Source organism: Streptomyces sp. NPDC006510, assembly GCF_040611955.1.
Taxonomy (GTDB): domain Bacteria; phylum Actinomycetota; class Actinomycetes; order Streptomycetales; family Streptomycetaceae; genus Streptomyces.
This window is the reverse complement of sequence record NZ_JBEXPH010000034.1, coordinates 17,593-31,370: the sequence shown is the minus strand read 5'-3', so window position 1 is coordinate 31,370 and position 13,778 is coordinate 17,593. Positions and strand designations below refer to the sequence as shown.

At 68.4% G+C, this 13,778-nt stretch carries 16 protein-coding genes; 4 read left to right on the top strand and 12 right to left on the bottom strand.

Translation table 11 applies throughout. The features are described from left to right. Nucleotides 1-15: 15 nt before the first annotated feature. The 10 genes from ABZY11_RS13860 to ABZY11_RS13815 form a co-directional block, all read right to left on the bottom strand. Nucleotides 16-1,014 carry a cupin-like domain-containing protein gene (locus ABZY11_RS13860; RefSeq protein WP_356479331.1) on the bottom strand — a complete coding sequence of 333 codons (999 nt, stop codon included), beginning with the start codon at nt 1,012-1,014 and terminating at the stop codon, nt 16-18. Between the two features lie 40 nt (nt 1,015-1,054). Further along, nucleotides 1,055-2,131, bottom strand: a complete 1,077-nt coding sequence (locus ABZY11_RS13855; protein ID WP_356479330.1) for an amidinotransferase — start codon at nt 2,129-2,131, stop codon at nt 1,055-1,057. Between the two features lie 25 nt (nt 2,132-2,156). After that, the gene (locus tag ABZY11_RS13850) at nt 2,157-2,963 is read right to left on the bottom strand and encodes an SUMF1/EgtB/PvdO family nonheme iron enzyme (RefSeq protein ID WP_356479329.1); all 807 of its coding nucleotides are present in this window, start codon (nt 2,961-2,963) and stop codon (nt 2,157-2,159) included. Between the two features lie 20 nt (nt 2,964-2,983). Then, on the bottom strand, nt 2,984-4,234 hold the full coding sequence (locus ABZY11_RS13845; RefSeq protein WP_356479328.1) for an MFS transporter: 1,251 nt from the start codon (nt 4,232-4,234) through the stop codon (nt 2,984-2,986). Continuing rightward, on the bottom strand, nt 4,231-5,793 hold the full coding sequence (locus ABZY11_RS13840) for a DUF885 family protein (protein WP_356479327.1): 1,563 nt from the start codon (nt 5,791-5,793) through the stop codon (nt 4,231-4,233). Before ABZY11_RS13840 ends, ABZY11_RS13845 begins: the two co-directional genes overlap by 4 nt. Beyond that, nucleotides 5,794-5,925, bottom strand: coding sequence for a hypothetical protein (locus ABZY11_RS13835; protein WP_356479326.1), 132 nt, complete (start codon nt 5,923-5,925; stop codon nt 5,794-5,796). It lies immediately after the preceding gene. After that, on the bottom strand, nt 5,922-6,086 hold the full coding sequence (locus ABZY11_RS13830) for a hypothetical protein (protein WP_356479325.1): 165 nt from the start codon (nt 6,084-6,086) through the stop codon (nt 5,922-5,924). The genes ABZY11_RS13835 and ABZY11_RS13830 overlap by 4 nt, the downstream gene beginning before the upstream one ends. Before the next feature lie 129 nt (nt 6,087-6,215). Beyond that, entirely contained in the window at nt 6,216-6,413 is a 198-nt protein-coding gene (locus ABZY11_RS13825) for an MbtH family protein (RefSeq protein ID WP_356479324.1), read from the bottom strand. Between the two features lie 49 nt (nt 6,414-6,462). Then, nucleotides 6,463-7,665: a diaminobutyrate--2-oxoglutarate transaminase gene (locus ABZY11_RS13820; protein WP_356479323.1), complete on the bottom strand. Its 1,203-nt coding sequence runs from the start codon at nt 7,663-7,665 to the stop codon at nt 6,463-6,465. A 581-nt stretch (nt 7,666-8,246) separates the two neighbouring features. Next, the gene (locus tag ABZY11_RS13815) at nt 8,247-8,900 is read right to left on the bottom strand and encodes a hypothetical protein (RefSeq protein ID WP_356479322.1); all 654 of its coding nucleotides are present in this window, start codon (nt 8,898-8,900) and stop codon (nt 8,247-8,249) included. Nucleotides 8,901-9,024: 124 nt separating this feature from the next. On the opposite strand from ABZY11_RS13815, the gene ABZY11_RS13810 reads away from it, so the two are divergent. The 3 genes from ABZY11_RS13810 (at nt 9,025) to ABZY11_RS13800 (ending at nt 11,157) form a co-directional block, all read left to right on the top strand. Continuing rightward, on the top strand, nt 9,025-9,504 hold the full coding sequence (locus tag ABZY11_RS13810; RefSeq protein WP_356479321.1) for a hypothetical protein: 480 nt from the start codon (nt 9,025-9,027) through the stop codon (nt 9,502-9,504). Between the two features lie 734 nt (nt 9,505-10,238). Then, nucleotides 10,239-10,511: a DNA-binding protein gene (locus ABZY11_RS13805; protein ID WP_356479320.1), complete on the top strand. Its 273-nt coding sequence runs from the start codon at nt 10,239-10,241 to the stop codon at nt 10,509-10,511. A gap of 196 nt (nt 10,512-10,707) precedes the next feature. Next, the gene (locus ABZY11_RS13800) at nt 10,708-11,157 is read left to right on the top strand and encodes a hypothetical protein (RefSeq protein ID WP_356479319.1); all 450 of its coding nucleotides are present in this window, start codon (nt 10,708-10,710) and stop codon (nt 11,155-11,157) included. A 117-nt stretch (nt 11,158-11,274) separates the two neighbouring features. Here the strand turns inward: ABZY11_RS13800 and ABZY11_RS13795 are convergent, their stop codons facing one another. After that, nucleotides 11,275-11,853, bottom strand: a complete 579-nt coding sequence (locus ABZY11_RS13795) for a dienelactone hydrolase family protein (RefSeq protein ID WP_356479318.1) — start codon at nt 11,851-11,853, stop codon at nt 11,275-11,277. Between the two features lie 129 nt (nt 11,854-11,982). Continuing rightward, entirely contained in the window at nt 11,983-12,426 is a 444-nt protein-coding gene (locus ABZY11_RS13790; protein ID WP_356479317.1) for a hypothetical protein, read from the bottom strand. A gap of 411 nt (nt 12,427-12,837) precedes the next feature. Between ABZY11_RS13790 and ABZY11_RS13785 the strand changes: the two genes are divergently transcribed. Then, nucleotides 12,838-13,752, top strand: coding sequence for a diiron oxygenase (locus tag ABZY11_RS13785; protein WP_356479316.1), 915 nt, complete (start codon nt 12,838-12,840; stop codon nt 13,750-13,752). Nucleotides 13,753-13,778: the final 26 nt, after the last annotated feature.

Sequence of the window (13,778 nt, the reverse complement as noted above, 5' to 3'; positions counted from 1 at the left end):
TGCCGCCGGATCTCGCTACTTGATGTCCGAGTTGCCGTGTGAGAAGTCACCCCGCCGCACCAGGTCGTACAACCGCTTGCCGGTGCTGGACGGGCTGAAGAAGAACTTCATCGGCTCCGGCTGTTCCAGCACGCCGTGCTTCACGAAGTCCCGCGCTGCGGCCGCCCAATGCGTCGGGCCGAGCTTCAGGAGCTGCATCGCGTACTCCTGGAACGGCATCGGCGGCCCGAACCAGTGGTTCACCGAGACGGACGGTGCCAGTGCCCGGAAGTCGTGCCAACAGCCGCGCGGAACGAACAGCACATCACCCGGCCGCACGGTCGTGCCGTACAGCACCGCCTCCTTCAGCAGCGGGTTCTTCCGGAGGTCCACATCGGCCAGGTCGAGGCTGCTGTTCACGATGTTGTCCGGGAACGGGTACGCGGCGGGCGTCTGGTCCCACGGGATCAGCACGACCTCCTTCTCGCCCCAGATCTGGACGAAGAGGTTGTCGTTCAGGTCGGAGTGCAGCATCGATCTCGTGCCGGCCGACCCGATCCACGCGCGGGTGTCCACGGCTTCCTGGTCCGGGTTCAACAGCGCCCGGAAGTCGTAGTCCTCGGGTGGCAGGATGTCCTCCACCCGTACGTGTGCGAGGTAGCACGGCAGCTTCGGCGCTTCCTGGAGCATCTCCTCCAGGAACTTGCCGAACGTCAGCTTCTTCTCGTAGTCGTGCTGGTCGCCGGGATACAGCACACCGCTGGTCGGCAGGCCCATCAGCGCGGTGACCCTCTTGTCGCCGTGGTCCTTTGCAAGCTTCTCCGGCGTCCAGTTCCGCACCGCCGGCCACGCGTCGATCAGCCCGGCGAAGAGCATCGGGCTGCGTGCCTCGCTGATCGCCCACTGCAGGTCCGACGGCGTCGAACCCGTGAGCCGCGGGACCGGGCGCACGTCCACGCCCTGGGTACGCAGCCTGTCGCGTAACAGGTTCCCGCGAGCAACCCGGTCCGTCTGCGCCACGTCGGTGTCCATCATGAGCCTCCGTTCAAGCAGTTCGAGCAGTTCGACAGGTCGGCTACACCGTCAGATAGGTGCCTCCCCGGCCGCGGCGCCGCACGTCCAAGGTGGCGCAGTGGAAGGAGCCGCCGAAGCTGTAGACGTGCCGGAAGTCCACGGGCACGCAGGTGAAGCCCCAGTCGGTCAGCGCGTCCAGCAGCGGCTTCTCCTGGCGCTCCACGACGACGGTCTTCTCGTCCAGCGACAGGACGTTCATGCTCAGCCAGGGGCTGCAGAAGTACATCGGCCAGTCCGGCCCCAGCGTCGGCTTCGGCGCCTCAAGGATCTCCCAGTCGCGGAACAGCGGGTGCGGCACGTACCGGTCCGGGTTCACCAGCAGCTTGCCCGGTGCGAGCGGCACCATGGTCGCGTCGATGTGCATGGCGTGCGGGTCGTTCACCGGCACCTCGTGCACCCGGAACCCGGAGCCGAGCGCACGGCGCATCCACTCGATGCCGAACTCGTTCGTCACATGGCTGCGCTGCACCACCAGGTCGTCCCCGAACCGCATGAAGTCGGCCGCGTCGAACACCGGCTCGAAATCTGTGATCGCGTAGCCCGTCCCGGCCTCCGTGTCGAAGTCGCCGTCGAACAGCGCCTGCGTCAACTCCGGCTGGGGGGCGGCGAGCCAGCCGCCGCCGCGGCGGAAGTACGACTTGATCAGGCCGCGGAACGCGTCCACCTCGTGCTTGCGGCAGCGCCACGACATCGGCGTCTCCACGATGGTGTCACCGACGACTATGAGAAGGTCGCGAGGCATGCCGGACGAAGAGCCGCCGCTCTCCCACTCGGGCGTGCGGAACTTCCTGGTCTGGTCGACGAAGTCCGGCCGTACGACCGTGATTCCGCGCGCCTCCATGACGGCCGCGAACTCGTTCAGTTCCTCGTCGGCCGCGGCGGCGTGCTCCGCGGGCAGGGGCATGCCCCCCTGCTCCTGGAAGACCCGGACCGAGTCGTACGGAAGGGTCGGCGCCATCGACTCCTGCCAGGTCGGGAACACACCGCCGGCGAGGCTGCCGACGACGACTTCCTCCAGCGGGTCCCATTCGGTGTAGGAGTTGACGACAGGAACGTTTCCCTCAGGACGTACAGACAATTTCTTCCCTATTCCCTCGGAGCGATCAGGCCGCGCACACGCGGAACCCCACGTCGTAACAGGTGTAAAGAAGCAGCGAGTACAGCCTCAAGGTGACCCGCATGGTCGCGGGGTTGCAGTCGTTGAAGAAAGAACCGCCGCGCACGACGCCCAGTTCCGCAGCGCCCTGCTTGGTCTTCAGCAACTGCGTTCTGTCCGCACGGAACGGATACGGATGCCATCCCGTCGACACCCATTCCCATACGTTGCCCGCGATGTCGTGCAAGCCGAAGGGACCGGAAGCCGAGGGATATTTGCCGATCGGGGTCGTCTCGCCGACGAACATGCTGTGGTTGCAGACGTCCGGTGTCGGCTCGTCGTCACCCCACACGTATGTCCGCCGGTCCAGGCCGCGGGCCGCCTTCTCCCACTCCGCCTCGGTGGGCAGGCGCACGCCCGCCCACTCGCAGAACGCGAGGCAGTCCTTCCGGCTCACGTGGGTGACCGGATGATCGCCCTTCGCCTCGATGCCGGAGCCCGGGCCGCGCGGCGTGCTCCATGCGGCGCCCTCCACCTCCAGCCACAGATCGTCCTGACCGGGTGTGGTGGTGTCCTCGTCACCGACCCACACCCAGCTCCGGCCGGCCTGTTCGGCGGTCGACCGGTAGCCGGTCGCCTCGACGAACCGCGCGAAATCCGCGACCGTCACGGGCGAGCGGGCAATCCGGAACTCCGGCACGTCGACCTCGTGGGCGGGAGAGGCCGGGTCCGGGGTGCCGTCCGGGCGCACACGGTCGAGGCCCATGGTGAAGGGCCCGCCCGGGATCCGGACCCAGTCGAATTCTGCGCGCACGTGTCTTCCCCCCGCATCGGTCATGCCGTCGCTGTTTCTTGTTCTTCGTCCTCGCTCTGCGCACGCACTTCCCGGATGGGACCGAAGAAGACGAAAATCGCGGACACGGTAGAAACCAGAGCACCCAGGAAAATCGTCGTGGGAACACTCGTCCACACGGCCAGACCGCCGCCGAGGAGATAACCGAGCGGCCGGGGACCGGAGAAGATCATGCGCATCGTCGCGTTCACCCGGCCGAGCAAATGGTCCGGCGTGACCGTCTGCCGCAACGTGTACTGATTGATGTCGTACCAGGCGTTGGTAAATCCAGCGATCACGTTGATGACAACGATCACGGCGACCGCAGCGCCCATCTGCGAAAGCGGGAGGAAAAGATACGCCACACCGCCCGCCAGGATCGAGTAGACGAGTGTCGGGCCCAGGCCGAACCGCGCGACAACCCGCGAGATGGTCATGGCGCCCAGCACGTTCGAGACACCGGTGACTGCTGCGAGCAGACCCACCTGCCACGGCGAGAAGTCCAGCGTCTTGTACAGGAAGATCAGGTACACGGACTGGAAGATCGCGACGCCGAAATCGAACGTCGAGTTCGCCACCGCCAGCCGCGCCAGCACCGGGTGCTTGACCACGAACTGGAGCCCCTCGCGAATCTCCGCCAGCATCGTGCGTGCATTGAGCTTCGGCTTGTTCCTGACTTCCTCGTCCGTCTTCATGAAGAGCAGCGCCACCACGGAGACCACGTAGGACAGGGCGTCGACGAAGACCGCCCTGGCCGGACCGATCGCGGCGACCAGCGCGCCGCCGATCGCGGGGCCGGCCGTCTCGGCGACCGAGTCCGTGCCACTGAGCCTCGCGTTCGCGCCGAGCAGCCCCTTCTCTCCGACCACCTGCGGCACCAGCGACAGATAGGCGATGTCGAACACCACGGTGAATGTGCCCATCACGGCGGCCACCACGTAGATGACCCACATCTCCTGGTATCCGGCGAGATACGCGAGCACCAGCCCGCCGGCTGCGAGCGCGCGGCCGAAGTCGCACACGATCAGCGTCTTGCGCCGGGGCCACCTGTCCACCAGCGTCCCCGCCGGCAGCGCGAACACCGCGAACGGCACCACCTGGGCGGCGCCGATCACGCTGACCTCGAACGGCGTCGCGTGGTAGACCAGGATGGCGAGTGTGGGGATCGCCAGCATGGAGACCTGGGTGCCGAACTGGCTGACCCCCTGCCCCACCCACAGCTTGAGGAACTCCCTGCCCAACGTCGACTTCACTTGGCAACTCCCGTCGTGGCCTCGGCCGGTCGTGCCGACCAGTACTCCCCGACGGTTGCCAGCGGGGCGAAACCCGCTCGCAGGACTCTGTCGTGGAACGTCTTCAGCTCGCCGCCCGCCCCTGCCCGCCAGCGCCGGATCACCAGCTTGCCGAGGCAGTACATGGCGGAGTCGAGGTCGGTAGGGATCGTCAGCGCCTCGCGGGTCGCCTCCTGCGGCGCCCACCCGCACACGCGCACCAGGTGTTCCGCCGCCTCCTGGAACTTCCACCGCCGCAAGTGGACGGACAGGAAGATCAGCAGTCGGGACGCGGACACGAGCGCGGCCCGCAGCTGCGCCAGCTCCACGAGGGGGCGGCCGTCGGCCAGCCCGTGTTCGACGGCGAGTTCTTCGGCGTAGTGCGCCCAGCCCTCGGTGAACCCGCTGGTGCGGAAGCAGGTGCGGACGATGCTGGGCGAGCTCTCGCTCGTCCTCGCGTGCAGATAGTGACCTGCGAACGTCTCGTGCACGGCGATGACTTCGAGCATCGGCTCGTTGAGGTACTGCCGCCACACCCGTGCGTTCGACCCGCCCGACGTGAGGTCGGGGTCGGGTACGTACAGCACATGAGGCCTTCGGACTTCTTCCAGCGGGCCGGAGATCACGATCTCCACGGCGGCCGTGCCGTCGAGCTGCCGCATCCGACGGATCTCCGGCAGCGCGGTGGGATCCACGGTCATCAGGTCGGCGTCCAGCCAGAAGTCGCGCAGCCGTCGGACGATCGCCTCCGTCGTGTCCAGCACCGGGCCGCGCAGTGCCTCCGCACTCAACAGATCGACCACCGTGCCTCCCAGCGCACGGGACTTCCGGTCCAGCTCGCCCGCGCACCTGTCGACCTCGTCGCGCGCCTCGGCCAGCAGTTCCTCGACCGGGGTCTCGATGCCTTCCTGGGTGCGCAACAGGCCGGCGAGCCGTTCCGGGCCGAGCAGCGCGGCGATCGGCTTGGCTGCGGACACCGTCGCGGCATAGCGGCGCAGGGCACGGGCGGCCGCCTCGGCGCCCGGCGCCGAACGGAGTTCGCCTTCGAAGTACGCGGCGGAGCCGCGGGCCCGTTCCGCCGCCCGCAGCCGCAGCCCCGCGGGCAGCTTGTCGTCCAGCTGCTCGGCGGTGCTGTCGAGGTACCCGGGCAGTGCGCGCAGATGCGCGGCCAGCGCCTCGTTCCTCCGCTCGGCCGGCAGGTCCAGGTACACGTCGACGTCGGTCTCCGCGAGAGGTCCCAGCGGATCGGTGTGCGCCGAGCGCAGTTCCTCGGCCCGGAACCGCTCGGCCTCGACCAGTCGTGCCGCGGCACTCAGGTCGGCCCGCTGTTCCGGATCGTCGGAGACCACCGCGCCCACCTGTACGCCCAACGACACCAGCGCGGCGGGATCCGGCCCCGTGCCCGGCAGCACGCCGTCGTACTCGTGCGCACCCGCGAGCCTCGCCTTGTGCGGGTAGCACGCGAACAATGACCCGACCACCTCGGACACCGCGCGGGCGTCCGGTGCAACGGGCAGACCGTAACGATCGACAGTGAACACCTACGCGTCCTCGTCCTCGTCGTCCTCGAACGCGACCTCGTTGTCGACCTCCTGCAGCATCATCTGCAGTTCCTCGTTGGACACGGAATCGAGCTGCTCCGCGTCGACCAGCTGGGACAGAATCATCTTCATCCTCCGTATCGGGACAGCTCATGGAAGAAGTCGTCCACGACCACGCCGACAGTGGTCCGGTCGCAGACATGCCGCGAGACGACGAGGTCCGGCACGCCGAGCCCGCAGGGCGAGAACACCGGTGTGCGGTCCTTCGGCGGGATGAACGCCCCGGTCAGCACCTCGTACAACGTGGACTTGATCAGCGACGCACGGTGAGCACCGGCCTCAGGTCGACATGGACCCGGGAGTTGAGCGGCTCGTACGGGGCCGTGACGACGCGCGGACCCGCTGCACCCCAGCGGCCTCGCTCACACGATCGTTTCCCGGACGCTCTTGGGCCGCATATCCGTCCACACCGCCTCGATATGGTCCAGGCACTCGGCCCGTGACCGTGCCGGTCCGTCCGCGCGCCAGCCGTTCGGCAGCTCGCGGTCCGCGGGCCACAGTGAGTACTGCTCCTCGTCGTTGACCACCACGAAGTACTCGGCGTTCTCGTCGTCGAACATGGTTTTGTGTCACCCACCCCAGAATCGGATTTGTCAGCAAGAGGCGTTGTCATGCAGCGGCGCAGGAAGCGGCCAGCAGGTCGAGTCCCTGTTCCAGCTCGGACACGGTGGTCGTCAGTGGTGGCATGAGCTTCACGACCTGTCCGTGCCTGCCCGCGGTCTCCACCAGCAGGCCACGTTCGAACGCGGCGGCGCACACCGCACGAGCCTGCTCGCCCGTCGGGAACACGAGCCCGTTGATGAGTCCGGCGCCCCGGATGCCCCAGGGCGTGCCGACGGCCAGCTCGGCCAGCCGTTCCCGGACGAGTTCCCCCTTGGCCAGGGTGCCCTTCTCCAGAGCGTCGTCGGCCCAGTACGTCTCAAGTGCCTTGGCCGCGGTGACGAACGCGAGGTTGTTGCCCCGGAACGTGCCGCTGTGCTCGCCGGGTGCCCAGACGTCCAGGTCGGAGCGAATCAGTGTGAGCGCGAGCGGAAGCCCGTAGCCGCCTATGGACTTGGACAGACACACGATGTCCGGCACGACACCGTCGGCGGACTCAAAACTGAAGAACGGACCGGTGCGGCCACAGCCGACCTGGATGTCGTCGACGATCAGCAGCACATCGTGCTCGCGGCACAGCGCGGACAACCCGCGCAGCCACTCGGCGGGTCCGACGTTGACGCCACCCTCGCCCTGCACGGTCTCGACGATCACCGCGGCCGGCCGCCTCACGGCGAACACCTCGGCGAGCCCGTCCAGCTCGCCGTGCACCAGCGGCACCTGCCTGGCCGGCGAGGCGCCGTGGGACGACCGGCTGATCGCGTTGTCGCTCACCATCATCGCGCCGAGGCTCATGCCGTGGAACGAGTTCTCGAACCCGAGCACAAGATGCCGCCCGGTGACCTTCCGGGCCAGTTCGAGTGCCGACTCGACGGTGGCGGCGCCGCTCGGGGCGGTGAATTGGACGCGGTGGTCGAGCCCGCGGGGTTCTAGCAAGTAGCGGGTGAGTGCCTCCAGGAGTGTCCGCTTGGCGGCAGTGCTCATGTCGAGCGAGTGCACCACGCGATTGGCAGTGATGTAGTCGAGCAGGTCGTCCTTGAGCAGCGGATTGTTGTGCCCGTAATTGACGCCCCCGGCGCCGGCGAAGAAATCGAGGTACCGGTTGCCGCTCTCATCGGTGATCCAAATTCCTTCGGCGTGGTCGAAAACTACGGGCCAGGTCCGGCAATAACTCCGGACCGCCGATTCGACAGCGTCAAAAATAGCGGCCATCCCTCAGATCCCCGACTCACATTCCTGGTAGGCGCGCCACAGGCCTCCTTGCCCGCCGCCGTCTTCGGCATGTTAGGCACAGCGAAGTCTGCCCAGTCAACGGTGCAACTCCAGCCACATAACCGCCATTTGAACGGTTCAGCCACTTCCGTCAACGTGGCCGAAATGCCGCCCGCAGCAGCGGAGGGAACAGCTGACCGCACTGGTCAGAGGGCCCGCGGCGAGGAAATCCGCCGCAGCGTCCGTCCCGGATGCCTATCGAGTCCGCTCCGGAGGGGAGACCGCCGGTCGTCTCACCCGCGACCGGCGCAGGGAGGCCAGGCGGCACAAGACAAACCACTGCAACAGGCCGGCCGGGAAGACCGTGATCATCAAGGGAGGAATGGTGCCGATCCGGTCCCGCAGGACCCTGGGGGCAGCTTCGAGCCAATTTCGTATGCCGGCGACACCTCACACCCTTTCGGTCGACGATCCGAGATCCGGACCACGCACGGGCCGACTTGCCGCAACTCGCGGTCCGGGGCGGGGCATGATGCGCACATCTATCGAGCCGTCGACGTGCTCGCCTGTGGAGTACTCCGTCATCCTGCGCTGTCGGGGCCGCCACTGCTTCGCGTCTCTCCGTGGAGTCCGGCGACGTGGTGGTTGCTCACACTCTGACTGCCGTGCACCGTCCCGGTGTTGATGTTTCCGTTCGGGGCCCTGTTGGACACCCGTACGCCTTCGGCCCCGTCCCGTCTTCCTCCCGGCCGGCCGTCCGTACCGTGTGCCACGCCGGTCCCGTCGCCGGGCGTCAGCGAGTGGCCGGGCGTCAGTGAATCGCCCGACGAAGGATCGTCCGACGAACCGGAGGGCAGTGGTACATGGAGCCGGGCCCGCTGGGCGAACAGCTTGCCCTCGACGGTCGCCGGCACCTCGATGAAGTGGTCCGGATGACGTCCCGTGTACCCGCTGGCGACTGCGTCCTGGTAACAGCGGTCCGAGAGAACGGCCGCCACCTGGGTGACGTTCTCCTTGGAGGACGCCAACACGGCTTTGACCGGCCGGGAGTCGAGCAGGCGATGCGTGTCGTTGCGGACCGTCCCGTTGCCGCCGAACTCGTCGCCGGTGTCCGGCAGCGGGCCGATGTGCAGGCTGACACGGAGCCTGATCGGCAGAGCCCCGAGAGCATGGATATTGAACTCGGTCAGCACTTCCTGGAGCGTGAACAGCCAGGGGTGGATGACGAAGGGCATCAACGACGGGTCGAATCCGAGGACGTAACCGTCACCGGTGGAGGCAGGGAACTTGCGATTCTCGAATCGCCAAGGAAATCGCCGGCGGCCATTCGGTTCGACCGGCCCTCTCCCGGAGGGAGCCATGCGAGAACACGACCAGAACGTGGGTGGCACTCATCGTGCGCGGCGAGCCGATGTGCCGGCGGACTTCGGTATCACCCACCCGCTGCCCGGCCGGACCGGCGAGGTGGAGCGGGACGACTCCGCGGAAGAAGCAGTCCTGGTCGACTTCGACCACGCCTGGTTCAGCGGCCGGTTGACCGGCGGACGGACGACGGCCTCGGACATCGTGGAACTCGTCTGGCGGGCGCTCAACGAAGCCGCGTCGTACCCGTCGATGAGGGACGCGCTGCTCTCCTGGTGCCACGGCCCGGACGAGGTGGCGCAGCCGGGCCCGGCCGTGGCGGAGCTGTTCGCACGGCTGGTCGACTCCCGGCAGCACGGGTTCCTGCGCCTGCTCCTGTTGATCGAGCGGGGCGGCGACGCCATGCCCGGAAAGGACCTCGCGGCACGCTGCCTCGCCGAGTGGCGCAGCAGGAATCAGCCCCAGCAGACCGATTGATCAGGAGGACGACCATGGCAGCACCCTCTGGGCCCGGACTGTTCGACTCCATCGAGAGGGCGTTCGCGGGCAGGGAACCGGCAGCCGGACTACGGCTCGACGACGGCTCCGGCGCCGCGGGGACTCCGCTCTCCCCGGCACGGGCGCGCCCCATCCTGTACGACCGCTCGGCGGACCCCACCGTACGAACCTCGTTGTGGCGGCAGGTGGTTGCTCTGGCACAGACCGACGAGGACCGTTCCGGCTGGCCGTTGTGCGCGGTGCGGCTGGCCCTGCCCGGGATGCGCCGCACCGCGTTCCGGATCGCTGACCGCTTCGGCACCGCTCGCGAGGACGTCGAGGCCGAGCTGGTCACGGCCTGCCTCGAAGCATTGCGGGAGACGGGACCGGGAACCGCCGATCCCGGGTCCGTGCTGCTGCGCTCCGCGTGCACGCGGGCCCGGAACACGGCACGCCGGGCCCGTGCCGAGACGGTGGTGGAGGACATCGATGCGGTGACCGGGCCGCGCAACGGGACGGACGGCCACTGGCAGGTGGATTTTCGAACGTGCCGAGAGTACCGCCGGCCTCTCCGCACCCCTGCGGATCACCGTTCCGGCCGACCGGGTCGAGGGCGTCCGGGTCGGGGCCCTGGCGCAGGAATGGGGCCTGACCGACACCGCCGGCGACACCCGTCGGCTCCGGCGGGGGCGCCGGGTCGGAACTCTGTCCTTGCGACGCCTCGGGAGGCGCGGATGAACGAGCGTGACCGGACACCCCTGACCTTCCGCGAGATCTTCGATCTTCCGGTGAGCGTGGACCTCAGAACGGCAGCCCGGGCATTCGGCATGTGCATGGGTACCGCGTACCGGCTGATCGGCCTCGGCACCTTTCCGTGCGAGACCGTCCGGGTCGGTCACCGCCACCGGGTCCTCACCGTGAATCTCATGCAGGCCCTGGGCATCGACGAGAGGCCCGTCTACGCCGACGACCTCGCGGACGGTGTGGCGCTGACGCTCTTCGACTGAAGCGGCTCCACGGGGCCGCCCGGTTCCGGTCGGCCCCCGGCATTCCGGCAGTTCAAGTACCCCTGGAGGACATCCACCGTGCCCACATGCTTCGCGATCGGCCCGAACGGCAACGTCCCTGCCGCCGCCGACGGCACAGCCCACGACATCGAGCAGCGATCCGCCGTCTTCTACGAGGAGGTCGTGCGACCCGTCAATGGGCGAGTTGCTCAACGAGGACATGCTCCGGACCAATCTGCCGGGAACCCCGATGAGCGCCCGGCCGGCTGTCGTCAACCGCTTCGCCAAGGCCATCGAAGGCCCGTCCGACGACCTGGAAGCGGCATCCGGACGCTTCGTCGAACGGATGAACATCGCCGCCGATGCCCTGAGCGCGTTCCTGCGGTGGGCTCGGGACACCCCTCGCGACGAGTGGCCGGACGAGGTGGACGGACTGCTCGACCAGGTCATCGGGACGGCCCAGGAGGTTCGGGAGTCGGCGGACAGTGTGCGCGAGGTCGAGCCCTTGATCGAGATGCTCGGCATGACCAGTCGTCAGCTGCGCAGGCCGAGCCGGAAGATCGGTGCTTCCCTCCGGGCCATGCTCACGAGTCTCGCCATGTTCGACGAGTGGCAAAACACCGCCCGTGAGCTGAAGCGGAGCTGAGCACCGCAGGGCCCTGCGTCGGGCCGGGACCACGGGCGTGGTCCCGGGCCCCCTCGTATGACCGGGCCGGCCCGCACCGCCGCCGCGCATGCGCCCGCCGACGCGGAACGCTCCGGGTCATACCTCCCGGGAGCGGAGGAACGTCAGCGTGCGGTCGAGCAGCAGCGCGGTGGCCTCGGCGTCGTAGGTCGGCAGCGAGTCGTCGGCGAACAGGTGCTGATCGCCGGGATAGAGGTGCAGTTCGGCATCGGCGGCCTCGTCGACCAGGGCGTGGGCGGCGTCCGCGTCGCCCTCGTCGGTGAACAGGCGGTCCGCCTCCATGGCGTGGATGCGGACCGGGAGCCCCGACGGCCACGGTCCGAAGGCCGAACTCGGGACGCATGCGTGGGCGAGCACGGCGCCGCGTGCGCCGGGTCGTGTCTGGGCCAGTTTCTGGGCCGGCAGCGCGCCGAGGGAGAACCCGATGTAGACCAGCTCCGCCGGTGCGTCCGCCACCGCTCGGACGCCGCGATCGAGCAGCTCGTCGAAGCCGGTCTTCTCCGCGTACGCCAGCCCCTCGTCCAGGGTGTCGAAGGTGTGGCCCTCGTACAGATCGGGGGTGTGCACGGTGTGCCCTTCGCCGCGCAGTGCGTTGGCAAAGGCGACCACGCCGGGGGTCAGACCCTGGGCGTGATGAAACAGGAATACTTCGGTCACCGTGAGCCTCCAACAGCCTTCGGACAAGGATCGATCCATGAATCTAGAAGGTCCGGGAGCCGTTGATCAATGGCGGTCTCCCGGACCACCCACGGACCCGATGACCGGACCGTGCGGCCGACGGCCTCCTCATTCCTCGGGCGGGGGACCCAGAAGCACCGGCCGGCCGGCCTCGGCGTCGAGCGCGCGATCCGGGGCCCCGGTGAACACCGCGGTCGCTGGCGCCGCCCGGGCGTACAGCTCCGGGTCCACCTCGGCCTCCGCCCGCAGGACCAGCACCGCCTCCGGGTCGGCGGTCGAGCGGTCGGGGAACGCCGCGGGGTCCGTACCCGTCTGCCCCAGCGCGGACGGCAGCACGGCGATGTCGACCGTCAGGCGGTGGCCGTCGAGGGTGTGTTCGGCCCAGCCGTCGGTCCCCGACAGGAACAGGACGCCGTCGCCCTCGTAGCAGTAGTCACCGAGCCGGGCGACGGCACGCTCACCGGGTGAGCCGTCCGGGTCGACGCAGAGCACCGCGACCGGCACGTCGGGCTCGTCGGGATTGACGCCCGAACGGACGTGGAGTCGTGGCATGAGCGGCCTCCGGTGACGGGTGGGGCAGATGCAGAACCAGTACAGCACGATGGCCCCGGCGTGCGGACCGTGGGCAGTCGCAGGCGGGCACGGGCGGTCGCGGACATACGTCGTCCCCTCCATCCACGTGATCCCGGCCGAACGCCCCTGCGGCCACACCGCGTTCATGCGGCCGGCATCCCAAGGCCATCGCCGCTCCGGCCCGTAGCACCGAAGTTCGATCAAGCGGATTCGCCACGAGGGGTAGGCCCGCGCACCACTCTTGCTATACGTTCCGTCCAACAGCTTGCTAGACGTGACGTCTAACAAGCGAAGGAGGCGTTCGGCAGCCCCCGGTCCCATCGAGCGGGCACGAGATGGGGTCACGGCCGGCCGGCGTCGAGTCGATCTGTCGAATCGAGGAGCCGCACCATGGCAAGCAGCACCGTTCGGCCGGAGGACCAGCGCCGGCTCGACGAGCACGACGTCGCCCGGCGCCTGCTCGACTCGTCGGCGAAGCTGTCGTACGACCCGGTCATCGAGGTGGACTGGGACACCCCGCTGGACAAGGACTTCCACGGTGCGAGTCCCGAGTGGAGCACGCTCTACGGCACGGCGTACTGGAACGAGCTGACCGATGCGCAGCGCAAGGAGCTGACGCGGCAGGAGGCCGCTTCGGTGGCCAGCACCGGAATCTGGTTCGAGATGATCCTGCAGCAGATGGTGCTGCGCGACATCTACACGACGGACGCGACCGACCCCCGCTTCCAGTGGGCGCTCACGGAGATAGCCGACGAGTGCCGGCACTCCATCATGTTCGCCCGCGGGGCGGCGAAGCTGGGCGCCCCCGCCTACCGGCCGCGCCGCGCGGTGGTAGAGCTCGGCCGGGCGTTCAAGACGCTCGCGTTCGGCGAGGCCGCGTACGCCGCGATCCTGGTCGCCGAGGAAGTGCTCGACGTCATGCAGCGGGACTGGATGCGGGACGAACGGGTCGCGCCGTTCGTACGCACCATCAACAACATCCATGTCGTCGAGGAATCACGGCACATGAAGTTCGCCCGCGACGAGACCCGCAAGCGGCTCCGGAACGCGGGCCCGCTGCGCCGGCAGCTCAACGCGTTCGTGATCGCGGTCGCGTCCTACTTCATCGTCACCAGCATGGTGAACCGGAAGGTCTACGAGCACGCCGGGCTCGACACCGGGCGTGCGCTCGCCGAGGCGGGGGCGAACGAGCACCACAAGTCTCTGATGCGGTCCAGCTGTTCGGGCCTGATGGAGTTCCTGGCATCGGCCCGCCTCCTCACCAAACCCGCGCTGGTCCTGTACAAGCGCGCCAACCTGATCTGATCCGAGCCGAGCGACCCGAGCTGACG